Below are 25,266 nucleotides of genomic sequence, written 5' to 3' on the forward strand. Positions count from 1 at the left end.
GCCGCTTTGTGCGCTGCCAACCCTGACTATCGTCATGGGCGGTGCCACAATGGCCCTACAACAACAAGAAAAGGCCAAGGCATGAAAGACAAAGAACAGATCGTCGAAAACTGGCTGCCGCGCTACACCGGCGTGCCCCTGGACCAGTTCGGCCAGCACATCCTGCTGACCAACTTCGGCGGCTACCTGCACACCTTCGCCCGCCTGACCGGCGCGGAGATCGTCGGCATGGACCGGCCGATGCCCAGCGCGACCGCCGACGGCATCACCATGATCAACTTCGGCATGGGCAGCCCGAACGCGGCGACCATGATGGACCTGCTCTCGGCGATCATGCCGCAGGCGGTGTTGTTCCTGGGCAAGTGCGGCGGCCTCAAGCGCAAGAACGAGCTCGGCGACCTGGTCCTGCCGATCGCGGCGATCCGCGGCGAAGGCACCTCCAACGACTACCTGTTGCCGGAAGTGCCGGCGCTGCCGGCGTTCGCCTTGCAGCGCGCGGTCTCGACCATGATCCGCGACCTCGGCCACGACTACTGGACCGGCACCGTCTACACCACCAATCGCCGGGTCTGGGAGCACGATGAAGCCTTCAAGGAGCGTCTGCGCGCGATGCGCTGCATGGCCATCGACATGGAAACCGCGACCGTGTTCGCCGCCGGCTTCGCCAACCGCATTCCCTGCGGCGCGCTGTTGCTGGTGTCGGACCAGCCGATGATCCCCGAGGGCGTGAAGACCGAGGCTTCCGACGCCAAGGTCAGCGCGAGCTTCGTCGATACCCACATCGGAGTCGGCATCGAAGCGTTGAAGCTGATCCGCCGGCATGGCAAGTCGGTGCGGCATTTGCGCTTCGACGAGTAAGCCAGGGCGCGGCTTTCGCTACAAAGCCCCTCTCTCGCAAAGCGGGAGAGGGGTTGGGGTGAGGGCCGCCGCGATGCATGATGCCCCGGCCCATGAACGGCCACTCGGAAGCTGCCGCATGATCGCTGCTCGACGAATTCGCTGGTGCCTGCTCGCGTGCTTGAGTTTCGCCTTGCCGGCGTTCGCGGCCGATCCCGCCGTCGAGCGCGTCCTCGCCCGCTGGGACGGTGACGCCCGGGCCGACCTCAAGGCCGTGGTCGTGCTGCGCGACGGCGCACTCATCGCCGAGCGTTACTACAACGGCGACGACGCGCGCAGCCTGCACGACATGCGTTCGGCCGGGAAAAGCGTGACCGCGCTGCTGGCCGGAATCGCCCTCGATCAAGGCCGGATCGGTTCGCTGGACGATCCGGTCGAACGTTATCTGCCCGGCGCGCGCGGCAAGCCGGTCGCTGGCACCTCGGTGCGCGATCTGCTGACGATGCGCTCGGGACTCGACGCCGACGACACGCAGGAACAATCGCCCGGCAACGAGGACCGTCTCGACGAGGCCGCCGATCCGGTCGCGTTCGCGCTCGGCGTGCCGCGCCGCGAGGCGGCCGGGGCGCGCTACCAGTACAACTCGCTGACCGCGTACCTGGCCGGGTGGGCGGTCGCGGCGGCGGTCGCGCAACCGCTCGACGAGTTCGCGCGCGCGAATCTGTTCCAACCTTTGGGCATCGAACATTGGCGCTGGCAGCGCGATGCCTCCGGCAATGCCAAGGGCCAGGGCAACCTGTCGCTGAGCGCGCGCGACATGGCCGCCATCGGCCAGTTGCTGCTCGACGGCGGCGAGCACGCCGGACGCCGGCTGATCACGCGCAAGACCCTGGACGACATCCTGACTCCGCGCATCGCCATCGCCGCGGTCGATCCCTACGCGGATCACTACGGCTACTTCTGGTATCTGCGGACCCAGCGCATCGCCGGCCGCGATGTTCCGGTCGCGTTCGCTTCCGGCAACGGCGGCAACAAGATCTACGTGGTGCCGTCGCTGCACGCGGTGATCGCGATCACCTCCTCCGCCTACGGCCGCGGTTATGGACAGCGGCGTTCGCAGGACATCCTGCGCGCGGTGCTCGCGGCGATGGGGCCAGCCGCGGGGACTGACTGAACGATTCGTCGCGCCGCAACGATCTGACGCCGCGCCCGGAAGGCTGAACGGTTTACCCCGCGCCGAGCAGAAACCCACTGGATTTATAGGGTTTTGCGACGCGCGACACGCGACATCCGAAGGCCTGAGACCTGCGCGAACGACACTGTGCTCCACGACCGGAGGACAGGTCATGGAACAGCTCATCTTCACCGTCATCGGCGCCCTGCTTACCTGGGCGTTCTACTTCATCCAACGAATCGCCGAGCGTCGCGGCACCGTCGATGCGATCGAGCGCGGCAAGCAGTTGCTCGCGTTGAAGCAGGAACTCGACGGCGCGCACACCAGCGTCGAGGAACTGCGCCGTTTCGAAAACAAGCTGATCGGTAAGGCCGAAACCGCCGCGCGCATCGCCGACAATTATTTCGGCAAGGCCGAGGCGATCGCGCGCGACAGCGACGACGATCGGGTCAGTCAGGCCGACATGAGCCAGCAGGCGATCGCCGAACTCAGCCGTGAGCAAACGCGCCTGGACGGTCTGGTCGCGCACTTGCGCAAGCAGATCGACGGCGAGGATCTGGCCGCGTTCGAACAGGCGCACCAGGCCTGGCTGGCGTTTCGCGAACGCCATGCGCGCTTCGTTTCGCAGTCGTATTCGTCCGGGCCGATCCGGCCGTTGATCTATGCGGTGACGATGGAAAGTCTCACCGTGGCTTGGATTAACGAGTTGGAGACGCAGTTGGGCGAGGATGAGGCGGGGTGATGGGGGGTGTGCGGGCGATGTTGATTTTGTTCGTCATTCGCGTGAATGCCGGGATGCGAGGTTCGTCGCGACATGAAAGTAAAGTCGCTGGATCCCCGCGTTCGCGGGGATGACGGGTGAGTGGTGGTGCGACGCGACACGAGGGAACGCGCGGCGTAAAGCACGAGGTAACGCGCGGCGTCGCTCGCACCACAGCGCACCTCACATCGTGGCAACTACCCGGCCGGACACTCCCGTTCGCGACACACCCGCACCCGTTTTGCTAGGGTTCGCTCCCTGTCCCCCAAGCGCAGGTTCCGCATGTCCGTCACCGCACAAGACGTCGTCGATTTCTGGCGCAAGGCCGGTCCCGGCCGCTGGTTCGACCGCGACGACCATTTCGATCAGCAATGCCGCAGCGGCTTTCTCGACGCCCACCACGCCGCGGCGCGGCGCGAGCACGACGACTGGGTCGAGCACGATGCCGAGTCGGCGCTGGCGCTGTTGATCCTGCTCGATCAGATTCCGCGCAACGTGTTCCGCGGCAGCGCGCATTCGTACGCGACCGATCCGCTGGCGCGGCACTACGCGCGGCGCGCGCTGGAACTCGGTCACGACCGCAGCATCGAGCTGGCCCTGCGTTCGTTCTTTTATCTGCCGTTCGAACACTCCGAGGATCTGCCCGATCAACGCCGCTCGGTCGAACTGCACCGGGCGCTGCCGGCCAATGCCGACGGCACCGACGCCGCGCAGTGGGCGGTCAAGCATCTGGAGATCATCGAGCGCTTCGGCCGTTTCCCGCATCGCAACGCGGCGATGGGACGCGACAGCAGCGCGGAAGAGCAGGCCTATCTCGACGGCGGCGGCTTCAAGGGCTGATGCGGCGGCGGGCCCGGTGCCCGCAGGGATTCATCGCGCGCGCCGTCGGCGATGACGCACGCCGATACGTCAGCGCCAAAAACGCGAAAGCCGCGACGCAAACGTCGCGGCTTTCGCGGTAATCGCAACCGCGGCGGCGATCAGTACTTGGCGATGGCGCCGTCCAGATCGGCCCAGGCGTCGATGCCGCCTTCGACGTTGTAGACCTCGCGGTAACCCAGCTGACGGAAATGCTCCGCCGCTTGCGCGCTGCGGCCGCCGTGGTGGCACAGGAACGCCAGCGGCGTGTCCTTGGGCAGGGTTTCCAGCGCGCTGGTGCCGTGATCGAAGCTGTCGAAGGCGAGATCGACCTGAGCGATGGCGCGTTCGTCCGGCGGACGCACGTCGACCAGACGCAGCGAGCCGGCGCGCACGCGCTCGCGCGCGTCGGCCGGAACGATCGCGCGCACCGCCGGCGGCGCGTTCGGGTTGGTGATCACCAATCCGCGGCCGCGTTCGTCGTCGGCCCAGTCGATCGACACGCCATCGGCGCGGCGGGCGTTGATCCAGTCGGTCTGCACGCGCACACCTTCGACTTCCACCGCGACCGCGGCGGTGTCGATCGGCGCCAGCTGCAGGCGCACGTTGTGGCGCGCATCGACGTCCAGCTGTACCGCGTAGTCGGCACCGGCATTGGCGACCGCGTCGCGCAGCATCTGCGCCGCGGCCGGGGTGATGCTCAGCCGCGGCGGGCTGCGATCGGGCGCGGGCAGGCCGAGCGCGCTGTGCAACTCGCCGCTGGCGGCCATCTGCTCGATGATGTCGCTGCCGCCGACCAACTGCGCGTCGATGTACAGCTGCGGGATGGTCGGCCACTCGCCGTAGGCCTTGATGCCCTCGCGGATTTCCGGATCGGCCAGCACGTCCACATGGGCGTAGCCCTGCGGCAGCAGCGCGTTCAGCGCGCCGGAGGCCTTGGCCGAGAAACCGCACTGCGGCGCGGTCGGGCCGCCTTTCATGAACAGCACGACGCGGTTGGACTGAAGCAGGGTTTCGATGCGCGAGCGCAGGGCGGGATCGAGGGACATGACGGTCTGGTCTGGCGGGAATGAAGCCCACATGGGGGCGGCCAGCGGGTGCCGCAAGGTAGGATGACGCATCCGCGGTGCCAGCCGCCGTCGCGTTACCGTCTGGAGCCGTTCCCCCGCGCATGAGCATCGCCAGCATCGCCGTCCCCCATCGTCCGCCGCGCCGCCCCTGGGCCTGGCTTTGGCTGTTCGGCGCCTCGCAGTTGCTCATGCTGGCGTTGTGGTGGCGCCTGGGTTGGGCGGTCGGGCTGCTGGCGATGCTGCTCAGCCACGGCGCCATGTTCTGGGGCACCTTGTGGCCGCGCTCGCGTCTGTTCGGGCCGGTGCTCGCACGCCTGCCGACGCAGGCGCGGGCGCTGTGGCTGACCATCGACGACGGCCCGTCCGACGACACCCCGGCGATGCTCGACCTGCTCGATAAATACGGCGCCAAGGCGACGTTCTTCCTGGTCGCCGAACGCGCCGCGGCGCGGCCGCAGCTGGCGCGCGAGATCGTCCGCCGCGGCCACGGCATCGGTAATCACAGCCAGTCGCATCCGCAGGCCTGGTTCTGGGCGCTGGGCCCGGGGCGCATGGCGGCGGAGATCGAGCAGGCGCAGGCCGGCCTGCGCGCGGTGACCGGGGTGACGCCGCGCTGGTTCCGCGCGGTGGTCGGCATGGCCAATCCGTTCGTGTCGGCGTCGTTGAAGAAACTGGCGCTGACGCGGGTGGCATGGAGCGCGCGCGGCTTCGACGGCGTGCGCGGCGAGCCCGATTCGGTGGTGGCGCGCATCGTCGCCGATTTCCGCCCCGGCGCGATCGTGCTGCTGCACGAGGGCGCGCCGCACGGCAACAACGTGGCGATCGTGGAAGGCGTGCTGCGGGCGATGAAGGACGCCGGTTACGTCGCGGTCGTGCCCGAGTAAACGCGTGCGCTCAGCCGCTCAGGCGCGGGCGACGATCAGCCAGTTGTTGAACGGCGTATTGCCGTACAGCGGCGCCACCGTGGTGCTCAGCCCGTGCCCCTGCAACTGCTCGCGCAGCGCGTCGGCCTCGGGGTAACAGCGCGGCGCCGACTGCATCCAGCCGATCATCTTGGCCAGTCGGTCGGAGATCAGGCCGACGCGGCCGCGGCCGCTGCCGTCGGCCAGCGCGGTGCGGATGACCAGGCGCGCGCCGGGCTCCAGCATCGCCGCGGCGGTGTCGATCAGGCCGCGCTGGGTCGGCGCGTCCAGGTATTGCAGGACATCCAGGATCGTCACGCTGCCGCGGTGCGGCGGCGGGCCCTGCGCCAGATCGACCAGATCGAAGCGCGCCCGGGTCAGTTCGACCTTGCCCGCGACCTTGCGTGCGCGGCCGATCTTGGCCGCGTCGTTATCGACGCCGCGATACGCCATCGTCTGCCCGTCCAGGCGCAGCGCGTGCACCAGCAGGCCCAGTCCGCAGCCCAGGTCCAGCACCGGCGCGTGGCTGCCGCGCAAGGCCTGCAGCACGCCCGGATACAGCGGATCGCTGCCGAGCTTGGCGCGGCTGTAGTAGTAGTCCCAGCGATTGCCGAGCGGATGCGCGGGCAGGAAGGCGCGCGCGATGGCGAGCGCGCGTTCGCGCGGCAGCGGGCGCGTGGCGTCGATGGCGGCGGTCACCGCGGCGCCGGTTCTTGCAGCAGAGCGCGCGCCACCGGCAGCGCCAGCGCGGTCCACTGCGCGTACATCGCCGCCGACGGATGCAGGCCGTCGGCGGCCAGCATGATCGCGTCGCCGGCGCGCTCGCGCGACACCGGGGTGATATCGACGAAGGCCACGCCCAGGCGCGCGCACACATCGGCGGCGCTGCGGTTGAACACGTCCAGCTCGGCGCCGATCGCGGCCGCGCCGCGCTGATCGGTGGCGCCGAACGGCGTCGCGCCCCAGTCGGGAATCGACAGCACCAGCACCCGATCGGCGCGGCCGCGCGCGTAGCCGATCGCGCGCCGCAGCAGATCGCGGAACTCGGCCGCGTACTGCACCGCGCTGCGGCCGCGGTATTGGTTGTTGACGCCGATCAGCAGGCTGACGAAATCCCATTGGCCCAGCGGCTCGGCCAGGTCCAGCGCGAGCGCCAGCTCATCGGTGGTCCAGCCGGTGGTGGCGACGATCCGCGGCGCGTCCACGGCGATGCCGTGTTCGCGCAACTGCACCGTCAACTGCACCGGCCAGCGGCCGGATTCGGGCACGGCCTCGCCGATGGTGTAGCTGTCGCCGAGCGCGAGGTAGGTCAGCGCCATCGCGGCCTCAGGCCACGGCGGCGCGCTGGCTCTGCGCGCGCGCGGCGTAACGGTCGAGCACGCGCTCGATCCGGCCGAACACTTCGCGCACCTGCGCCGGTTCCGGCAGTAGGGTCACGCGGAAGTGGTTGCGGTACGGCACGTTGAAGCTCGAACCGGGCACCACCAGCACGTCCTCGGTTTCCAGCAGTTCCAGGGCGAACTTGTGATCGTCGAAGCCGTGCGCGGCGGCGCCGGTCACCGCCGGGAACGCGTACAGCGCGCCGGCCGGCACCACCAGTTGCAGATGCCCGCTGGCCTGGACCGATTCGATCACCGCGCGGCGCGCTTCGAACAGGCGACCGCCCGGCTCGCACAACGGCGTGATGGTGTCGGTGCCGTTGAGCGCGGCCTCGATCGCGAACTGGCCCGGCACGTTGGCGCACAGGCGCAGCGCGCCGAGCAGGTCCATGGCGTGATGGAAATCGCCGCTGGCGACCGGGTCGCCCGACAGCACCGCCCAGCCCACGCGCCAGCCGCAGGCGCGATGGACCTTGGACAGGCCGCCGAAGCTCAGGCAGGGCAGATCGCCGGCGATCGGCGCGACCGGAGTGAACTGGGCGCCGTCGTAAAGAATGGAGTCGTAGATTTCATCGCACATCAACAGCAGCTTGTGCTTGGCGGCGATGGCGACGATGCGTTCGATCAGCTCGCGCGGGTAGGCGGCGCCGGTCGGGTTGTTGGGGTTGATCAGCACGATCGCGCGGGTGCGGCTGGAGACCAGTTGCTCGATCTCGTCCGGGTCGGGCAGGAAGCCGTTCTCGGGCTGGCAGCGGTAATACACCGGGCGGCCATCGTTGAGGATGGTCGCGGCCGACCACAGCGGGTAGTCGGGCGAGGGCAGCAGCACTTCGTCGCCGGGATTGAGCAGCGCGCGCAGCGACAGGTCGATCAGCTCGCTGACGCCGTTGCCGACGAACACCCGCTCGGGCGAGGCGTTGGGCGTGCCGCGCTGCTTGTGGAAGGCGGCGATGGCCTCGCGCGCGACCGGCAGGCCCTGCTGGTGGGTGTAGGGATCGGTATCGGCGATGTGGTCGGCGATCGCGCGCTGCAGGTGTTCGGGCGCGCGGAACCCGAAGGCGCCGGGGTTGCCGATATTGAGCTTGATCTGCTTGCGTCCCTGGGCTTCCAACTCCCGAGCTCGCCGAGCCAGTTCACCGCGGATTTCGTAACGGACTTCGGACAGGCGTTCGCGGGTTTTCAAGGGCGGAAGGGACATTGGAGCGGGCAGGGTCGATGGATGGGGCTTCAGACTAGCTGAATCGGCTCGACTAAGCAGCTTGGCGGCGGCGAAAAACCCCGGTTCCGGCGGCGCCGGCCCGGGCCGGGCGCACGTTTCGTGGATTTCGCCGCCGCGGCCGGCGCCGGCGGGTATCCGGCCCGCGACGGGGCGAGCCGGCCCAAATCCCGGCGCTCGATCCCGCCAGCGGCGCGCAATCGCGACGAAACCGATGGGCAGCCTATGTAGAATCGCGCCATGCCTGAACTGCGCCCGCGCCTTTGACTCCCGAACTCGCCGCCTTGCAGGCGATCGGATGGCCGATCACGGCCGAGGAGCTTCTGCCGGCCGACCCGGTATGGCGCCAGGCCTTGGCCGATCACCCCCAGGCCCGCCCGGCGCGGGTCACCGAGCAGCATCGCAGCGGCTATGTCGTGTCCGACGGCCCCGACAGCGGCTACCGGGTCGAGTCCCTGCCCGAATGGCAACGCGCGGCCAGCTACAAGAAAGGCGCGCTGGCGCCCGAGCAGCGGCCCGGGGTCGGCGACTGGATGCTGGTCGAAGGCGACCCGGAGCGCGCCAAGGTCGTGGCGCTGCTGCCGCGCTACAGCGCGATCAAGCGCGGCGCGGCCGGCGAGCATTACAAGCAGCAGCTGATCGCGGCCAACATCGACACCGTGTTCGTGGTCTGCGGTCTGGACGCGGACTTCAATCCACGCCGGATCGAACGCTATCTGCTGCTGGTGCGCGGCGGCGCCGAGCCGGTGATCGTGCTGACCAAGGCCGACGAAGCGTCCGCCGCCAACGAGCACGCCGTCGCCGAAGCCACCGGCGCGCTGATCGAACTGGCCCAGGGCGTGGCGATCCGCGCGGTCAACGCGCGCGACCGCGACGGCAGCGTGGCGGCGATGTCGCCGTGGCTGCAGCCCGGCCGCACCGTGGTGCTGGTCGGTTCCTCCGGCGCCGGCAAGTCCACGCTGACCAACAGCCTGCTCGGCCTGGAACGCATGAAGACCGGCGCGGTGCGCGAAAGCGACGCGCGCGGCCGCCACACCACCACGCATCGCGCCTTGATCCCGCTGCCGTCGGGCGCATGCCTGATCGACACGCCGGGCATGCGCGAACTCAAGCCGACCGGCGAAGAGGACGTGGCGGAGAATTTCAGCGACATCGAAGCGTTGGCCGAGCGATGCAAGTTCCGCGATTGCTCGCACGCCAGCGAGCCCGGTTGCGCGGTGCGCGAGGCGATCGAAAACGGCAAGCTCGATCCGCAGCGTTTCGCCAGCTATCTGAAGTTGAGCGGCGAAGTCTCCGGCGCGGCCAGCAAGCTCGCCAACCGGCGCGCGCAGAAGGCCGACATCAAGGCGCCGGGCAAGCCGGCCGGCAAGCGCTCGGACGATAAGCATGGGCGGCGTTGAGCGCACGCTGGCGGGCGGGGGTGTTGCGCCGCTGGGGCGCGAGGAAGAGCGAATCCCCCCTGACCCAAACCCCAAGGCCGCCCCATGAGCGTCCTGAGCGCCGGCCTGCGCCCCGACATCCAGCACCACGCCGCGCTCGACGCGCGCATGGTCCGCGCCGCGCGCGGCCTCAAGCTGTTGACGATGGCCAGCTGGCCGGCCGGTCTGGAAGCGCCGTTCCTCGCCGACTACGCCCGCGGCACCGCGCGGCTGCCGGTCATCGACTACCCCAGACACGATTTCTCCGAAGTGCGCGCCGAGCTCGACGCGATCGCCGCCGAAGCCGACCGCGATCATCCGCTGGGCGAGTACCTGATCGAATCCGCGCATTCCTGGGGCGTGGCCGCGCAACTGCTCGAATGCCTGGGCACCACCGCGGTCACCGACTACTCGGTGCAGTTGTTCGGCAAGCCCGACGCCGCCCTGCCCGGGCAGGGCCCGAGCACGCGCGAGGCGGCCAACCACTTCATCTCCATCGCCAACGAACTCGACCGAGAACTGATGTCGCCGGCCGAAACCGTGGAGATTTCCGCGACCGCGCTAAGCCTGCAACTGCAGCGCGATCTGGACGATTATTTCGACGCCCGCGTGATCGAAGTCGTGCTCGACCCCGAGCTGATCGCCAAGGCCGCCGCCGGTTCCACCCGCATCCGCCTGCGCAGCGGCGCGGCGTTCAGCGACTACGACCGCCACCAGTTGCTGCAGCACGAAGCCTTCGTGCATTCGCTGACCGCGCTCAACGGCCGCGAGCAACCGCTGCTGCCGAGCCTGGCCCTGTCCTCGCCGCGCAGCACCGCGACCCAGGAAGGCCTGGCGACCTTCGCCGAGCAGATCACCGGCAGCATCGACATCGGCCGCATGAAGCGCCTGAGCCTGCGCATCGACGCGGTCGCGATGGCGCTGGACGGCGCCGACTTCATCCAGGTGTTCCGCTACTTCATCGACGCCGGCCAATCGCCGGCCGACAGCTTCGCCTCGGCCCAGCGCGTGTTCCGCGGCGTGCCGACCCACGGCGGCGCCGCCTTCACCAAGGACACCGTGTACCTGCGCGGTCTGGTCGGCGTGCACACCTTCTTCCGCTGGGCGCTGCGCCAGCAGAAACTGCATCTGTGCCGCTGGCTGTTCGCCGGCAAGATGACCCTGGGCGACGTGCAGCGCTTCGAGCCCCTGTTCCAGGACGGCGTGCTCGCGCCGCCGCGCTGGATGCCGCCGTGGATCACCCGCGCCAACGGTCTGGCGGGAATGCTGGCGTTCTCGCTGTTCGCCAATCGGATCCGGCTGGATCAGATGGCCGAGGGCGATTTCAGCGAGATCGGCTGAGAACGCATGCGCCGGCGCGATCCGCGCCAAGCGCCGCCGCCGTCATTTGGGCCGATACAGAACCACGTTGCGAACATTGTTCTGCACCAGCATCTGGCCGACCCATTCCGCCCGGTGCGCCGCCGGCGCGGTGGCCGTGGCGGCCAGTACGGTGCAGCGCGCCGGGCGACCGCCGCTGGGGTGGTCGTTGAAACTGAGTTCGTTATTGGGCTTGGCGCCGTTGCGGATGACACAGCCGACGAACACGAAGCCATCGGCTTCCTCGCCCTGTATCCGGTTGGTGATCTCTTCGAAGGTGAATTTAGCGCCGATCTTGGTGCTGTACATCTGGGCGATCTCCGCGATAAGGGTCAGGTATCGATGGGTAATCCGGCCTTCTTCAACTCTTTCTTCAGCGTCTCGATATCCGGAAACTTGGCCTTGTTGTTCTTGCGCACCCGGTTCATCGCCTGCTTGGTCTTGACCAAGCGATCCGTGTCGTCGCTGTGGCTGGCGACCTGATCGCCGTTGGCCTTGATGAAGGCATCGAGTTTGTCGAGATCGGCCTTGCCGAGCTTGTCCACGAAGGCGCCGACCCAATCGGTATCGGCCTCGCGCTTGGCGATTTCGGCCTGAGTCACCGGTTCGAGCTCGCGCAGTTCGACCATGCTCTGCTGTTCTTGCTCGTTGGCCGCTTTCTGCACGCCGAGGATGGCGCCGTTGATCGTGCCGGCGTGGTAGTAATCGATCACGTCGGCCAGCGCCGAAGGCCCGGGATACTCGACGATGTCCTTGGTCATCGCGCGGCGGATGTCCAGCAGCTTGGCCTTGCGGTTGGCGTCCATCTGCGCGACCAGCGCGTCGAGCGTCCGGTCGAACATATAGTCCTTGTCGTAGATGTTGTTGCCGCCCTGGATCAGCACGGACAGCGCGATATAGTTGTTCTTGACGCCGGCCGAATCGGTCAGCGACGCGGCCACGTCGGTCATCAGCGACAGCGCGTTGGACGCCGCGCGCGAATGCTTGCGGTTGGCGACGATCTCGTGACGGAACTCCATGTAGCGGATGTCGCACACCGCCATCAGCTTGGTGGCGGCGAGCGTGCGCTGGCTTTCGCTGGTCGCCCCGACCAAGTCCTCGATCAGGTTCTCGGTCTTGAACGAGCTCTTGCTCTCCAGCTGTTTGGGCGTCGCCAGGGACTGCGGGGCGCCGCGAAACGTGGCGCAGCCGCCGGCCGCCATCGCGCAAAGACATACCGCCAGCGCCACGGGCGCTTTCCATAGCATGAACATGTTGATTTCCCCTGTCGCGATAACGTCGAAGCGATCGCGCCTCGTCGGGCGCTACCTCACATAACGCAAGGTTGCGCCCGAAACGGACAGGGATGTCGATACAGAAAAATGTCGCGAATCGGACTGACGTTGAGCGACACAAATCAACCCGTCGCGGCACCGCGCGGAGAACTTGCGTGAGGCAGGCGGTCGCGGCTCAACTCATCTGCAACCCACCATTGACCGCGTAATCCGCACCGGTCACGAACGCCGCATCATCCGAAGCCAGCCACGCGCACAGGCTGGCGATCTCCTCGGGTTTGCCGAGCCGCCGCACCGGCACCGACGCGGCCAGGCGGTCGAGCACGTCGGGCGGGAACGCGCTGATCGAGGCGCTGGCGACGTAGCCCGGCGACACGGTGTTGACCGTCACCGCGCGCGCGGCGAACTCCAGCGCGAGCGAGCGGGTGAAACCGTGCATGGCCGACTTCGCCGTGGCGTAGTTGACCTGGCCGATCTGGCCCTTCTGCGCGCTGACCGAACCGATGTTGATGATCCGGCCCCAGCCGCGCGAGGCCATGCCGTCGATCACCTGCTTGGTGATGTTGAACAATGTATGCAGGTTGCCGGCCATCACCGCGTTCCAATCCTCGCGCGTCATCTGCCGGAACAGCACGTCGCGGGTGCCGCCGGCGTTGTTGACCAGGACATCGACCTCGCCGACTTCGGCCTTGACCTTGGCGAACGCGGCCACGGTGGAATCCCAGTCGGCGGCATTGCCTTCGGAGGCGATGAAGTCGTAACCCAACTCGCGCTGCTCGCGCAGCCAGCCGGCCTTGCGCGGCGAATTCGGCCCGCAGCCGGCGACCACGGTGTGACCGCTGTGCGCGAGCTTCTGGCAGATCGCGGTGCCCAGGCTGCCCATGCCGCTGGTGACGTAGGCGATACGGAGTGTCATGGCTTTACCCTGAAGCGAGGAGTGAGTGGGATGGAGAGAGGAGTGAGTGAAGAGGAGTGAGTAAGGGCAGGAGCGGTGGGGAGTTTGGCTTTTACTCACTCCTCACTCCTCTCCACTCACTCCTCATCACGATCAGGCGGCGAAAGGGTAGAGGGCGAACAACAGCGAAGCGGCGAGCAGCAACAGCGAAATAAGCACGGCCCACTTCAGGGTGAACTTCTGGTGGTCGGCGAAATCCACGTTGGCCATGCCGACCAGCAAATACGTCGAAGGCACCAGCGGGCTCAACAGATGTACGGGCTGGCCGGCCAGCGATGCGCGCGCCATTTCCACCGGGGTGATGCCGTAGTGGCCGGCGGCCTCCGACAGGATCGGCAGAACGCCGAAATAGAACGCGTCGTTGGACATGAAGAAGGTGAAGGGCATGCTGGCGATCGCGGTGATCACCGCCAGATACGGGCCCCAGGCGTCGGGAATCACCGCCAGGAAGCTGCGCGACATCGCCTCGACCATGCCGGTGTTGGACAAGATGCCGGTGAAGATGCCGGCGGCGAAGATCAGCGACACCACCGCCAGCACGTTGCCGGCGTGGTTGCCGATGCGGCGGCGTTGTTCGGCCAGGTCCGGATAGTTGATCACCAGCGCGATCGCGAAACCGATCATGAACAACACCGGCAGCGGCAGCAGGCCCATGATCAGCGCGGCCATCAGCGCGACCGTCAGCGTCGCGTTGACCCACAGCAGCTTGGGCCGCTTGGTGTCTTCGCTGTCGGCCAGGGTCGGCAGATTGTCGCTGGCGGTGTCGAGTTCGGGATTCCAGTCGGCGGCGTGGCCATCCAGCGTCACGATGCCGAGCCGGCGCCGTTCGCGCAGACCCAGGTACCAGGCCAGCGCGATGATGCCGAGCAGCGAGACCACCATCGCCGGCAGCAGCGGCACGAACACTTCGCTGGGGTCCACGTGCAAGGCGGTGGCCGCGCGCGCGGTCGGCCCGCCCCACGGCGTCAGGTTCATCACGCCGCTGGCCAGGATGGTGACGCAAGTCAGGTTCAAGGCGTTCATGCGCAGCCGCTGGAACAGCGGCAGCATCGCCGAGACGGTGATCATGTACGTGGTCGAGCCGTCGCCGTCGAGCGAGATCAGCATCGCCAGCACCGCCGTTCCGACCACGATCTTGACCGGATCGCCCTTGACCAGCTTGAGGATGCGCTTGACGATCGGATCGAACAGACCCGCGTCGATCATCACCCCGAAGTACAGGATCGCGAACATCAGCATCACGCCGGTCGGCGCGATCTTCTTGATGCCCTCGATCATCATCTCGCCGATGCCGGCGCCGAAACCGCCGAGCAGGGCGAAACCGATCGGTATCACGATCAGAGCCACCAGCGGCGACAGCCGCTTGCTCATGATCAGATACATGAAGGTCAGGACCATGCCGAAGCCGAGCGCGGTCAACATGAAGCTATTCCTTTTGAATGCACGTTCGCGACAGGGCGCGGCGGTGCGGGAAACGACGAAACACTCATCCGCAGGGCGGCGAAACCCTCACTCCGTCATTCCCGCGAACGCGGGAATGACGAGCAAAAAAGCGTAGAGACTCGAAATACGAATCAGAAACTTTGAACGCGGCTCTCAGAAGTCGTACTGAAACCGCCCCACCACCGCACGCGTGCGATCCAGGGTCCGGTTCGCCAACCGATCGCGATTGCGGCTCTCGATCCAGTCCAGCATGAAGCGCAGATTCGAGCGCAGATGCCAGTTCACTCCGACGCTGGTCTGCGCCATCGACACATCGCTGAAATTCGCCGCGCCGTTGAGGTGCTGCTTGCCGCGGATCGTGTCGTAGCGCGCCGCCAGTTGCCACGCGCCGCTGCTGCGCGCCGGCTTCACCCGGCCGAAGCGGCCGGACTTGCTGTCGTAAGGTGTCGTCTCGCCGGTGATGAACCAGCCGACCAGGCCGTAGGCCGAACGGATATCGCCGCGTTGCGAGCCGTCGTCGAAATTCGCGCCGCTCACTTCGGACTGCAGATACCAGGGCCCGTGGGTGAAGCCGAACTCCAGCGAGTACTTATCGACATCGGTATCGAGCCCGCGGTTGAAATTCACCAGCGTCGCGCGGCTGTTGTCGGACAGATGCCCGGCCGGACGCGGTGCGATGCGCAGGCCGTTGGCGCCGTCGCGGCCGGGATGATCGTAGTACTCGCGCGCCAGCGACAGGCCCAGGTGCAAGGTGTCGCCGTCGTCGTGGCGCGGCGCCCAAGTGCCGCGCGCGCCGAACGCGCGGCCCTTCACTTGCCACACGTCGATGCTTTCCAGGCTGTAGACACTGCCGCCGATGGTGTAGTCCTCGCCGGCGGTGATCCACGCCGCGCCGAGCCGGTACAAGGGCGCGACGGAACTGGCGAACATGCTGCGCTCCATGAACGCGCCGTAGTTCGAACTGATCCGGTCGTCCAGGGTGAAGTACTGCTTGAACTGGCCGATGGTCAGCTTGCCGGCCTTGAAATCCTTCGTGACATAGACGTCCTTGGCCTCGACGTTGTCGCCGCTGAACTTGTCCTGCAGGCCGGCGAAGTCGCCTTCGATCTTGTAGCCCCAGCCGTAGAACCGGCCCGACACGTCCAGCCACAGCCGGCGCACTTCGCTGTCGTCGGGATTGGCCGTGCCGCGGTCGTCGTTGTCGAACTGGGCGAAGTCCCAGTGCACGCGACCGCCGAGTTCGGCGGTGACGGGCTTGTCGCTGTTTTCATCGGCACGAACGACGCCGGACGCGGCGAGCAGGCACAGCGCGACACACGCGCCGGCGTGGTGGACAACAGCCATCGATGTTTCTCCCGACCCTGCTTTTCCCGCAGTTTTCCGCGCGACAGACGGCGCGCACTGCGCTTATAGTTGGGTCGGCCCGGACGGCCTGCCCAACCCCTCCAGCGCAGGCTAGGCGGTCGAAGCTGTCAACGACCTGTCATCGCGAAGGGTCTTTACTACGGCCGCTGACTGAGTGCGGCTTCTGACTGGGCGAGGGAGCCCGTTTAATGCGCATTCTTTTGGTCGAGGACAACGCGGATCTGGCCGACGCCATCGTCAGGCGCATGCGCCGCGACGGCCATGCGGTGGACTGGCAGTCCGACGGCCTGCAGGCGGCCAACGTGCTGCGCTATCAGGCCTTCGATCTGATCGTGCTCGACATCGGCCTGCCGCGGCTCAACGGCCTGGGCCTGCTGGCCGGATTGCGCGAACGCGGCGACACCACGCCGGTGCTGATGCTGACCGCGCGCGACGGCATCGAGGACCGGGTCAAGGCGCTGGACTCGGGCGCCGACGATTACCTCAGCAAACCCTTCGATTTCCGCGAGTTCGAAGCGCGCTGCCGGGTGCTGCTGCGGCGCAACCGCGGCCAGGCCGCGGGCGTGGTGCAGATCGGCGCGCTGACCTTCGACGCCGGCGCGCATCGCGTCACCCTCGACGGCGAAGCGATCGAAGTGCCCAACCGCGAATTCCGCCTGCTGGAAATCCTGATCGGCAAACTCGGGCAGGTGGTCAGCAAGGACGAGATCGGCAACGGCCTGTTCGGTTTCGACGACGAAGCCGGGCCGAACGCGATCGAGTTGTATATCGGTCGCCTGCGCAAGCGTCTGGCGGCGGCGCCGCTGCGCATCGCGACCGTGCGCGGCGCCGGTTATCTGATCGAAGCCGCCGACGCGGCCGGCGCCGAGCCGGCCGGCGCGGAGCCCGCCGATGGCTGAGCCCGCGCGCACCGCGGCGCCGCGCCGCGACTCCATCCGCAAGACCTTGCTGATCTATCTGGGCGTGCTGTCGCTGATCGGCGCGGCGCTGCTGTTCGCGGCCGCGCGCAGCTACGGCCGCGCCGCCGCGGATCGTTCCTACGACCATCTGCTGATCGCTTCGGCGCTGTCGATCGCCGACAGCGTCGCCCTGGTCGATGGCCAGTGGCAGGTCGATCTGCCCTATGCCGCGCTGGATCTGCTGGCGATGGCGCCGGAAGACCGCGTGTACTACCGCGTCGCCAGCCGCGAAGGCGCCACCATCACCGGTTACAGCGACCTGCCCGCGCCGCCGTCGCCGCCGCTGGACGGCAAGCCGCGGTTGTTCGATGCGATGTACCTGGGCGAACGCACCCGCTTCGTCGCGGTGTCGCGCTGGGTCGCCGGGCCGTTCGCGCAGGGGCAGGCGATCGTACAGGTGGGGCAGACGCGCATCGCGCGCGAGGCGCTGGCCGACGATGTGGTGTTGCGGGCGCTGGTGGCGATCGTCGCTGCCTCATTGGCGGCGCTGGTGCTCGTGTGGGTCGGCGTGCATCGCGCGCTGCGTCCGGTGCAGAAACTCGAACGCGATCTGTCGCTGCGCGAGCCGTCCGACCTGCGGCCGGTGACCGGGGCGGTGCCGTTGGAACTGGATCAACTGGTCGGCGCGCTCAACCGCTTCATGGCGCGGCTGTCGGCCAGTAACGAAACCTTGCGTGCGTTCATGGGCGATGCCGCGCACCAGATGCGCACGCCGCTGGCGGCGCTGCGCGCGCAGGCGCAGTTGGCGCTGGACGAAGACGATCCAGCCGAACAGCGCCGCAGCCTGGTGATGATCGAGCGCAACGCCAGCCACATGAGCCGGTTGTTGAACCAGTTGCTCAGCGACGCCAGCGCGATCCATCGCTCGCATCTGCAGCAGTTCGAAACCGTCGATCTGGCCGAGCTGCTGCATCAGGCGATCTTCGAGTCGATCCCGCAATCGGGCCCGCGTCCGGACCTGCGCCTGGCCGCGACCAATCATCCGGTGCTGGTGCGCGGCGACGCGCTGCTGCTGCGCGAGGCGATCAAGAACCTGATCGACAACGCGCTCAAGCACGGCCAGCCACGATCGGTGGATCGCAAACACGAGGATCAGGCCGGCGGCGAAGGCGGGCCGTTGCAGATCGCGCTGACCGTGAGCGACGGGGAAGCCGTGCCGACCGCGGTGCTGACCGTCGCCGACCACGGCCCCGGCATCGCCGCGGCCGATGCGCAGACCGTGTTCGAACGCTTCGCCCGCGGCCGCGACGCCGCCGCCGGCGGCGCCGGCCTGGGACTGGCGATCGTCAAGCGCATCGTGGACAGCCATGGCGGCCGGATCGACTTGTCTAATCGCGTCGGCGGCGGGCTGGTGGTGACCTTGCGACTGCCGAGGGCTGTGCTTTGAGAGCGAGGAATGAGTTCAGAGGAGTGAGGAATGAGAGAAAGCCGGGAGGCTGGCGTTCCTCTGCCTTGCGTCGCTTGTGCTTGTACTCGTTTCTCACTCTTCTGAACTCGTTCCTCGCGGCCAGCGCCGCTCCCGGCGACATCCGGACCTTCAAATCGCCGCAACCCCTCGCCGCCCACCTGCGCATCCACGGCTCGACCGATATCGAGAACTTCGCCGCGGTCATCGCCGACTACCAGCGCCTGAATCCCGGCACCGAGGTCGAATACACCGATCTGGTCGCCCAGGACGTGTACGCGCGCCATCTCCAGGCCGGGCCGCGCGCCAGCGCCGATCTGCTGATCAGCAGCGGCATGGACCTGCAGACCAAGCTGGCCAACGACGGCCACGCCCTGGCCCATCGCTCGCCCGCGACCGCCGCGCTGCCGGCGTGGTCGCAGTGGCGCCACGAAGCTTTCGGCATCAGCTACGAACCGGTCGTCATCGTCTACAACAAGCGCCTGTTGCCGGCGGCGCAGGTGCCGCACACACGCCGCCAGCTGCTGGCCCTGCTGCGCGATCCGGCGGCGAAGTTGTCCGGGCGGGTCGGCACCTACGATGTCGCCCGCAGCAGCGTGGGCTATCTGCTGGCGACCCAGGATCACCAGCTCGGCAGCATGGCCGGTGCCTTGCAGGCCGCGCTCGGCGACAACCGGGTGGTGCTGGAGGAACGCACCGGGCCCTTGCTCGACCGGGTCGCCAAGGGCGAGCTGGCGCTGGCCTACAACGTGCTGGGTTCCTACGCCCAGGCGCGGATCGACGCCGGCGCGCCGCTGGGCATCGTCCTGCCCGAGGACTACACCCTGGTGCTGCTGCGCACCGCGCTGATCCCGCGCACCGCCGCCAACGCCGCCGAGGCCGGGCGCTTCCTCGACTACCTGCTGTCGCCGCGCGGCCAGAGCATGCTGGCCCGGCATGTCGGCCTGCAGCCGGTGCTGCGCTCGAACGCGGCCGGCGACGGCACGCCGCTGGGACCGCAGGCCCGCGACGGCGCCCGGGTCCGGGCGCTGCGGCCGATCCCGCTCGGGCCGGGGCTGCTGGTGTATCTGGACGCGCTCAAGCGGCGCCAGTTTCTCGACGCCTGGCGCAGCACGGTCCAGCCGCGGCGCAAGGGCGGGGCGGCGGCGCCGTGAGCGCCCATACGCGGGCGTCGGTTGCGCGCGCCGCGGCGCCCGGCGGGCCCGGCCGGCCGCTGGCGCAAAGACCGCGGCGAGCGTCGCGGTTACAACATGTGTACAACCCCAAAGTACTAATGAACGACGCCCGGCGGCCGCGCGAATCCGCCCTGACGATCCATTAGACTGCACCTTCACGCCATGTTCGCGCCCCTGCCACGGTAGCCCCCAAGCGATGTCCGACAACGATCTGAAAACCGCCGCGCTCGACTATCACCGCCTCAGCCCGCCGGGCAAGATCAAGGTCACCGCGACCAAGCCGATGGTCACCCAGCGCGACCTGGCCCTGGCCTATTCGCCGGGCGTGGCTTACGCCTGCGAGGCCATCGTCGATGACCCCAACGCCGCCAGCGAGCTCACCGCGCGCGGCAACCTGGTCGCCGTCATCAGCAACGGCACCGCGGTGCTGGGTCTGGGCGACATCGGCCCGCTCGCCGGCAAGCCGGTGATGGAAGGCAAGGGCGTGCTGTTCCAGAAGTTCGCCGGCATCGATGTGTTCGACATCGAAATCGACGAACGCGATCCGGACAAGCTGGTGGACATCATCGCTTCGCTGGAGCCGACCTTCGGCGGCATCAACCTTGAAGACATCAAGGCGCCGGAATGCTTCATAGTCGAGCGCAAGCTGCGCGAGCGCATGAAGATCCCGGTGTTCCACGACGATCAGCACGGCACCGCGATCATCGTCGGCTCCGCCGTGCTCAACGCGCTGGAAGTGGTCGGCAAGAAGATCGAGGACGTCAGGCTCGCCACCAGCGGCGCCGGCGCCGCCGGCATCGCCTGCCTGGACATGCTGGTCGCGCTGGGCATGAAGCCGCAGAACATCCTCGCGGTCGACCGCGACGGCGTGCTCTACAGCGGCCGCGGCAACATGGACCCGGACAAGCAGCGCTACGCGCGCGACACCGACAAGCGCACCCTGGCCGACATCATCGCCGGCGCCGACGTGTTCCTGGGCCTGTCCGCCGGCGGCGTGCTCAAGCCGGAAATGGTCGCGACGATGGCCGACAAGCCGGTCATCCTCGCCCTGGCCAATCCGTACCCGGAAATCCTGCCCGAAGACGCCAAGGCCGTGCGTCCGGACTGCATCATCGCCACCGGCCGTTCGGACTACCCGAACCAGGTCAACAACGCGCTGTGCTTCCCGTACATCTTCCGCGGCGCGCTCGATGTCGGCGCCACCGTCATCAACGAAGAAATGAAGCTGGCCTGCGTGCGCGCGATCGCGGCGCTGGCGCGCATGGAGTCGTCCGACCTGGGCGGCGCCTACGGCGGCGACGTCCCCACCTTCGGCTCCGAATACCTGATCCCGCGTCCGTTCGACCCGCGCCTGCTGGTGATGCTGGCCCCGGCCGTGGCCAAGGCGGCGATGGATTCGGGCGTGGCCACGCGTCCGATCCTCGACATGGACGCCTACGAAGAAAAGCTCAGCCAGTACATCTACCGCACCGGCCTGTTGATGAAGCCGGTCTACGACCGCGCCCGCGCCGACCGCAAGCGCGTGGTCTACGCCGAAGGCGAGGAAGAAACCGTGCTGCGCGCGGTGCAGACGGTGATCGACGAAGAACTGGCCTATCCGATCCTGATCGGCCGTCCGGACGTCATCGACACCCGCATCAAGCGCCTGGGCCTGCGCATGCGCGAAGGCGTGGACTTCGAGTTGACCAACATCAACGACGATCCGCGCTTCAACGAATACTGGCAGCAGTACCACGCCCTGACCGAACGCCGCGGCGTGTCGCCGGCGGCGGCGAAGAACCTGCTGCGCTCGCGGCCGACGCTGATCGCCGCGCTGATGGTCGAACGCGGCGAAGCCGACGCGATGATCTCCGGGCTGGTCGGCCGCTTCCACAAGAAGCTGGGCTACATGCGCAGCATCTTCGACTTCGATCCGGGCGTGTCCGGCACCTCGGCGATGACCGGCGTGATCAACGACCAGGGCGCGTGGTTCTTCCTCGATACCCACGTCCAGGTCGATCCCAGCGCCGAGCAGATCGCGGAAGCGACCTTGCAGGCGACCTACCGCCTCAAGCTGTTCGGCATCGAGCCCAAGGTCGCGCTGCTGTCGCACTCCAATTACGGCAGCCACGACAATCCGTCGGCGGCGAAGATGCGCAAGGTCCGCCAGATCGTCAAACAGCGCCAGCCCAAGCTGGAAATCGACGGCGAAATGCAGGCCGACACGGCCTGGGACGACGTGCTGCGCAAGCGCATCTTCCCCAACGCGACCCTGCACGGCCGCGCCAACCTGTTCGTGCTGCCCAACCTGGACGCCGCCAACATCACCTACAACATGGTGCGGGTGATGACCGACGGCGTCGCCATCGGCCCGATCCTGATGGGCCTGGACAAGCCCGCGCACATCCTGACCCCGGCCTCGACCCCGCGCCGCGTCGTCAACATGACCGCGATCGCGGCCGTGGACGCGCAGATCCGCGCCTTGCGCGAAGCCGACCGCAAGGGCTTGGCGGAGCTCGGCGGGGTCTGATGCCACGCGCATGGGCGAAGGGGGCGCGCTGAACGCCGTACTGGCCAGCGAACCGCTGCCGGTATCGGCGGCGCCCTCGCTCGCCCCGCTGGCCGAGCCGTGGCCGCAGGTCAGCGTGTTGCTGTTGTGCTTTCGCGACGCGGACTACATCCGCGCCGCGATCGAAAGCGCCTTCGCCCAGACCGTGCCGTGCGAGATCATCGTCTCCAACGACTGTTCCGACGACGCCACCTTCGACATCGCGGTGGAGATGGTCGCCGCCTATCGCGGCCCGCACCGGGTCAGCGTGCGCCGCACCGAGCGCAACCTGGGCGTATCGGCGCATTTCAACGACGCGATGACGTTCGCCCACGGCGACATCATCGTGATGATGGCCGGCGACGACATCGCCTATCCCGAACGCGTCGCCACCATCGTGCGCGCGTTCGAGGACACGCCTGGCGCGACCGTGCTCGGCAGCGATTTCGACGGCATCGGCACGCGCGGCGAACCGATCAAGGTCAGCTTCCGCGCGCGCCCGGAACGCTACGAACTCGACTACTACGTGCGCATCGGCCGCCTGATCGGCCTGCTCGGCGCGACCATGGCGTTCCGCCGCTGCGTTTACGATCGCTTCGGCCCGCTGCTCGGCCCGATCGAAGACAACGCCCTGAGCCTGCGCGGCGCGCTGCTGGGCCAATCGCTGTGCCTGCGCCAGCCGCTGATCCAGTACCGGCGCCATCCCGGCAGCGTCAGCGGCACCGTGTTCGCGCGCGACGAACCGCGCGCGGTCGCCACCCGCCGTCGCTATGAGCGCACCGTGCAGTTCTATCGCGGCACCGCCGACGATCTGGAATCGTGCCTGCGGCAAATGCCGGAACTGCCCGAGCGCAAGCGCCGTCTGGCGCGGCAAGTGCTGGCGATGTACCGCATCGAAGCCGACGCGCGCGAAGCGATCATCGCGCAACCGCGCTGGCGCTGGCTCGGCCCGGTGATGCGCGGCCTGGCCCAGCGCGGCCTGCGCCGCAAGAGCGCCGAGCGCGCCTTGAAACTGCTGCTGCCGCGCTCCTGGTTCGGCCTGCGCTGATTTACAGCCGAAGCGTCCCGCTGTTGTGGGAGGGCCTTCAGGCCCGACGCCTTTCGCTCCGATCGCCATAACCCCCCAAGGCCCCGCATGAGCTGGTACCTAACCCTGCGCCCCGCCGCATCGCAAGCCGAACCGGCGGACACCGAAGCGCTGACCGCCTACCTCGCCGCGCAACCCGAGTTGCGCCAGATCGGCCCGGTCGAGTTCGAATCTGTGCCCGGCCAGCCGCAGATGCTGATGATCCTGGCCAAGGACAACGGCCGCGGCGGCTACGCCAGCGACGGCAAATTCATTCCGCGCATCGACATCATCGAACTGATCTGCCCCTATTCCGAACCGCCGCAGTGGTACGACGCCATAGCCGCGCGCATCGCCGGACATCTGCATTGGCAGGCGGTCGAGGAAAGCGAAGCGCGGCAGGTCTGGCCGATCTGATCGCGCCGCGAGCGGTGGCTTTGGCTCTTGTGGGATGGCCTTCAGGCCCGATGCTTTTCGATCAGATAGCCAGAACCGCATCGACCTGATCGAAGAGCATCGGGCCTGAAGGCCCTCCCACAAAATCCATCTGCGCCGATGAACTGCGAGTGCGTGTAGCGCGCGTACTGACGCGATGGCCGCGCGCATCGCCGGACATCTGCGTTGGCAGGCGGTCGAGGAAAGCGAAGCGCGGCAGGTCTGGCCGATCTGATCGCGCCGCGAGCGGTGGCTTTGGCTCTTGTGGGAGGGTCTTCAGGCCCGATGCTTTTCGATCAGATAGCCAGAACCGCATCGACCTGATCGAAGAGCATCGGGCCTGAAGGCCCTCCCACAAAATCCATCTGCGCCGATGAACTGCGAGTGCGTGTAGCGCGCGTACTCCTGCAACTGATGCACGGTCCCCAGCGCGATCGCCGGATAGATTTCCTCCGGCGAAGTCAGCAGCGCCACGCGCTGTGCGTGCCCGGTCGCGAACGGCATCCGCCGGTGAAGGCGTTCTTGCGGTGGTTGGATGAGGAGATGGGGTGAGTGGGGCGGCTTTCGGGTGGCTACTCGCTGAAGTCGCTGGATTCCCGCATTCGCGGGAATGACGGTAGGTAGGTGGCGTCGTAGATGGAGCCGCGATTTTCTTTTGCTCGTCATTCCCGCGAACGCGGGAATCCAGCGACTTCAGCCGGCCCGCTCCAGCGCAGCTCCCGTCCAAGCCCCTAAGCCACCTCAACCCGCCCAGGCAACCAAGCCATCGCAAACTCCCGCAACAACTTCACCCGGGCCGAGCGCCGCAGATCCGGATGGATCGCGAACCACAACTCGGTAGGCACCTCCGCCATCGGCGCCGACAACCGCTTCACCCCGCCCGCGGCATCGGCGAAATAGCACGGCAGCAAGGCGCGCCCGATCCCGGCCTGAGACGCCGCCAACGCCGCCGGCAACGAATTGACCCGCATCGCGATGCGCGCCTCGTCCACGTTCGCGCGCAGCCAATGCGCCGACGACAAATGCGACAAGGCATCGTCGAAGCCCACCCACTCGCCGTCGGACAACGCCGAACGCTTGCCGGCCTTCGTGCCGCTGGCCACATACACCGCGGTGGAAATCGAAGCGATCCTTCGCACCGACAAGCCATCGGGCATCAGCGCGCTCGCCCGCAGCGCCACATCGGCGTCGGGCTGCTGCAGATTGACGAAGGCATTGGCGACGATCAGATCGCAACGCACCCGCGGATGCTGCGCGGTGAACGCCGCGCACATCCGCGCCGCGACCCCGGCCAGCGTGTCGGGAATGGTGATGCGCAAACGTCCCTCGGCCTGCGCATCGCGCCCGGCCAGCTGGCGTTGCAGACGATCGGCATCATCGAGAATCCGCTGCGCCGCCGCGATCGCGATCGCCCCGGCCTCGGTCGCGGTATAGCCGCTGCGGCTGCGCCGGAACAGCGCCGCGCCCGCGCGCGCCTCGATCGCCGCCAGCCGCCGGAACGCGCTGGAGTGATCCAGCGCCAGCGCCTTGGCCGCGCCGCTCAGGCTGCCGTGCGCGCCGATCGCGCGCAGCAGATCGAAATCTTCCAGGGACAATCGAGGTTGTCGCATCCGCAAGCAATCCTTGGGGTCGCGCCGTATTCCGGGCGCCGGGGCATTCGATGAGAGTAGCGCCACTCCCCCACGGATA

24 protein-coding genes are annotated in these 25,266 nt (G+C 67.9%); 13 read left to right on the forward strand and 11 right to left on the reverse strand.

Annotated features, from left to right (window positions below; all coding sequences use genetic code 11):
- The first annotated feature begins 81 nt into the window (after positions 1-81).
- From J7J50_RS15045 to J7J50_RS15060, 4 genes are all read left to right on the forward strand, one after another.
- Positions 82-858 (forward strand): AMP nucleosidase, encoded by a 777-nt coding sequence (locus J7J50_RS15045; protein ID WP_215056816.1) that lies wholly within the window; start codon positions 82-84, stop codon positions 856-858.
- A gap of 118 nt (positions 859-976) precedes the next feature.
- The gene (locus tag J7J50_RS15050; RefSeq protein ID WP_215056815.1) at positions 977-2,011 is read left to right on the forward strand and encodes a serine hydrolase; all 1,035 of its coding nucleotides are present in this window, start codon (positions 977-979) and stop codon (positions 2,009-2,011) included.
- Between the two features lie 172 nt (positions 2,012-2,183).
- Positions 2,184-2,753, forward strand: coding sequence for a lysozyme inhibitor LprI family protein (locus J7J50_RS15055; RefSeq protein WP_215056814.1), 570 nt, complete (start codon positions 2,184-2,186; stop codon positions 2,751-2,753).
- Positions 2,754-3,053: 300 nt separating this feature from the next.
- Positions 3,054-3,611 carry a DUF924 family protein gene (locus J7J50_RS15060; RefSeq protein ID WP_215056813.1) on the forward strand — a complete coding sequence of 186 codons (558 nt, stop codon included), beginning with the start codon at positions 3,054-3,056 and terminating at the stop codon, positions 3,609-3,611.
- A gap of 140 nt (positions 3,612-3,751) precedes the next feature.
- Here J7J50_RS15060 and grxD read toward each other — a convergent pair whose 3' ends face one another.
- Entirely contained in the window at positions 3,752-4,678 is a 927-nt protein-coding gene (gene grxD / locus J7J50_RS15065) for a Grx4 family monothiol glutaredoxin (protein WP_215056812.1), read from the reverse strand.
- A 122-nt stretch (positions 4,679-4,800) separates the two neighbouring features.
- Between grxD and J7J50_RS15070 the strand changes: the two genes are divergently transcribed.
- Complete coding sequence (locus J7J50_RS15070; RefSeq protein ID WP_215056811.1) at positions 4,801-5,583, forward strand: polysaccharide deacetylase family protein; 783 nt, start codon at positions 4,801-4,803, stop codon at positions 5,581-5,583.
- 18 nt (positions 5,584-5,601) lie between these two features.
- Here J7J50_RS15070 and J7J50_RS15075 read toward each other — a convergent pair whose 3' ends face one another.
- Genes J7J50_RS15075 through J7J50_RS15085 form a run of 3 tightly spaced genes read right to left on the reverse strand, consistent with a single transcriptional unit; the run spans position 5,602 to position 8,178 of the window.
- Entirely contained in the window at positions 5,602-6,270 is a 669-nt protein-coding gene (locus J7J50_RS15075) for a methyltransferase domain-containing protein (RefSeq protein WP_215056867.1), read from the reverse strand.
- A gap of 26 nt (positions 6,271-6,296) precedes the next feature.
- Positions 6,297-6,920, reverse strand: a complete 624-nt coding sequence (locus J7J50_RS15080; protein ID WP_215056810.1) for an SGNH/GDSL hydrolase family protein — start codon at positions 6,918-6,920, stop codon at positions 6,297-6,299.
- A gap of 7 nt (positions 6,921-6,927) precedes the next feature.
- Entirely contained in the window at positions 6,928-8,178 is a 1,251-nt protein-coding gene (locus J7J50_RS15085; protein ID WP_215056809.1) for an aminotransferase class I/II-fold pyridoxal phosphate-dependent enzyme, read from the reverse strand.
- 281 nt (positions 8,179-8,459) lie between these two features.
- On the opposite strand from J7J50_RS15085, the gene rsgA reads away from it, so the two are divergent.
- Together rsgA and J7J50_RS15095 are read left to right on the forward strand one after the other, a co-directional pair.
- Positions 8,460-9,596, forward strand: a complete 1,137-nt coding sequence (gene rsgA, locus J7J50_RS15090; protein WP_215056808.1) for a ribosome small subunit-dependent GTPase A — start codon at positions 8,460-8,462, stop codon at positions 9,594-9,596.
- 84 nt (positions 9,597-9,680) lie between these two features.
- Entirely contained in the window at positions 9,681-10,955 is a 1,275-nt protein-coding gene (locus tag J7J50_RS15095) for a flavohemoglobin expression-modulating QEGLA motif protein (RefSeq protein WP_215056807.1), read from the forward strand.
- 42 nt (positions 10,956-10,997) lie between these two features.
- Here the strand turns inward: J7J50_RS15095 and J7J50_RS15100 are convergent, their stop codons facing one another.
- The 5 genes from J7J50_RS15100 to J7J50_RS15120 form a co-directional block, all read right to left on the reverse strand.
- The gene (locus J7J50_RS15100) at positions 10,998-11,282 is read right to left on the reverse strand and encodes a hypothetical protein (RefSeq protein WP_215056806.1); all 285 of its coding nucleotides are present in this window, start codon (positions 11,280-11,282) and stop codon (positions 10,998-11,000) included.
- A gap of 23 nt (positions 11,283-11,305) precedes the next feature.
- On the reverse strand, positions 11,306-12,226 hold the full coding sequence (locus J7J50_RS15105) for a hypothetical protein (RefSeq protein ID WP_215056805.1): 921 nt from the start codon (positions 12,224-12,226) through the stop codon (positions 11,306-11,308).
- A 196-nt stretch (positions 12,227-12,422) separates the two neighbouring features.
- The gene (gene phbB, locus J7J50_RS15110) at positions 12,423-13,163 is read right to left on the reverse strand and encodes an acetoacetyl-CoA reductase (RefSeq protein WP_215056804.1); all 741 of its coding nucleotides are present in this window, start codon (positions 13,161-13,163) and stop codon (positions 12,423-12,425) included.
- A 132-nt stretch (positions 13,164-13,295) separates the two neighbouring features.
- Positions 13,296-14,624 (reverse strand): CitMHS family transporter, encoded by a 1,329-nt coding sequence (locus J7J50_RS15115; protein ID WP_057941467.1) that lies wholly within the window; start codon positions 14,622-14,624, stop codon positions 13,296-13,298.
- A 174-nt stretch (positions 14,625-14,798) separates the two neighbouring features.
- Entirely contained in the window at positions 14,799-15,989 is a 1,191-nt protein-coding gene (locus tag J7J50_RS15120) for a porin (RefSeq protein WP_215056803.1), read from the reverse strand.
- A gap of 209 nt (positions 15,990-16,198) precedes the next feature.
- Between J7J50_RS15120 and J7J50_RS15125 the strand changes: the two genes are divergently transcribed.
- From J7J50_RS15125 to J7J50_RS15150, 6 genes are all read left to right on the forward strand, one after another.
- Positions 16,199-16,909, forward strand: a complete 711-nt coding sequence (locus J7J50_RS15125; protein ID WP_215056802.1) for a response regulator transcription factor — start codon at positions 16,199-16,201, stop codon at positions 16,907-16,909.
- Positions 16,902-18,356: a sensor histidine kinase gene (locus tag J7J50_RS15130; protein ID WP_215056801.1), complete on the forward strand. Its 1,455-nt coding sequence runs from the start codon at positions 16,902-16,904 to the stop codon at positions 18,354-18,356. Before J7J50_RS15125 ends, J7J50_RS15130 begins: the two co-directional genes overlap by 8 nt.
- A gap of 74 nt (positions 18,357-18,430) precedes the next feature.
- Positions 18,431-19,528 carry an ABC transporter substrate-binding protein gene (locus J7J50_RS15135; RefSeq protein WP_215056866.1) on the forward strand — a complete coding sequence of 366 codons (1,098 nt, stop codon included), beginning with the start codon at positions 18,431-18,433 and terminating at the stop codon, positions 19,526-19,528.
- A 217-nt stretch (positions 19,529-19,745) separates the two neighbouring features.
- Positions 19,746-22,058 (forward strand): NADP-dependent malic enzyme, encoded by a 2,313-nt coding sequence (locus J7J50_RS15140; RefSeq protein ID WP_215056800.1) that lies wholly within the window; start codon positions 19,746-19,748, stop codon positions 22,056-22,058.
- 10 nt (positions 22,059-22,068) lie between these two features.
- Positions 22,069-23,124 carry a glycosyltransferase gene (locus J7J50_RS15145; protein WP_215056799.1) on the forward strand — a complete coding sequence of 352 codons (1,056 nt, stop codon included), beginning with the start codon at positions 22,069-22,071 and terminating at the stop codon, positions 23,122-23,124.
- A gap of 87 nt (positions 23,125-23,211) precedes the next feature.
- Positions 23,212-23,559, forward strand: coding sequence for a hypothetical protein (locus J7J50_RS15150; RefSeq protein WP_215056798.1), 348 nt, complete (start codon positions 23,212-23,214; stop codon positions 23,557-23,559).
- Positions 23,560-23,853: 294 nt separating this feature from the next.
- Here the strand turns inward: J7J50_RS15150 and J7J50_RS15155 are convergent, their stop codons facing one another.
- Together J7J50_RS15155 and J7J50_RS15160 are read right to left on the reverse strand one after the other, a co-directional pair.
- On the reverse strand, positions 23,854-24,051 hold the full coding sequence (locus J7J50_RS15155) for a hypothetical protein (protein ID WP_215056797.1): 198 nt from the start codon (positions 24,049-24,051) through the stop codon (positions 23,854-23,856).
- Positions 24,052-24,308: 257 nt separating this feature from the next.
- On the reverse strand, positions 24,309-25,187 hold the full coding sequence (locus J7J50_RS15160; RefSeq protein ID WP_215056796.1) for a LysR family transcriptional regulator: 879 nt from the start codon (positions 25,185-25,187) through the stop codon (positions 24,309-24,311).
- Positions 25,188-25,266 lie beyond the last annotated feature (79 nt).

The sequence above is a fragment of the Lysobacter sp. ISL-50 genome, assembly GCF_018612875.1.
GTDB lineage: Bacteria > Pseudomonadota > Gammaproteobacteria > Xanthomonadales > Xanthomonadaceae > Lysobacter.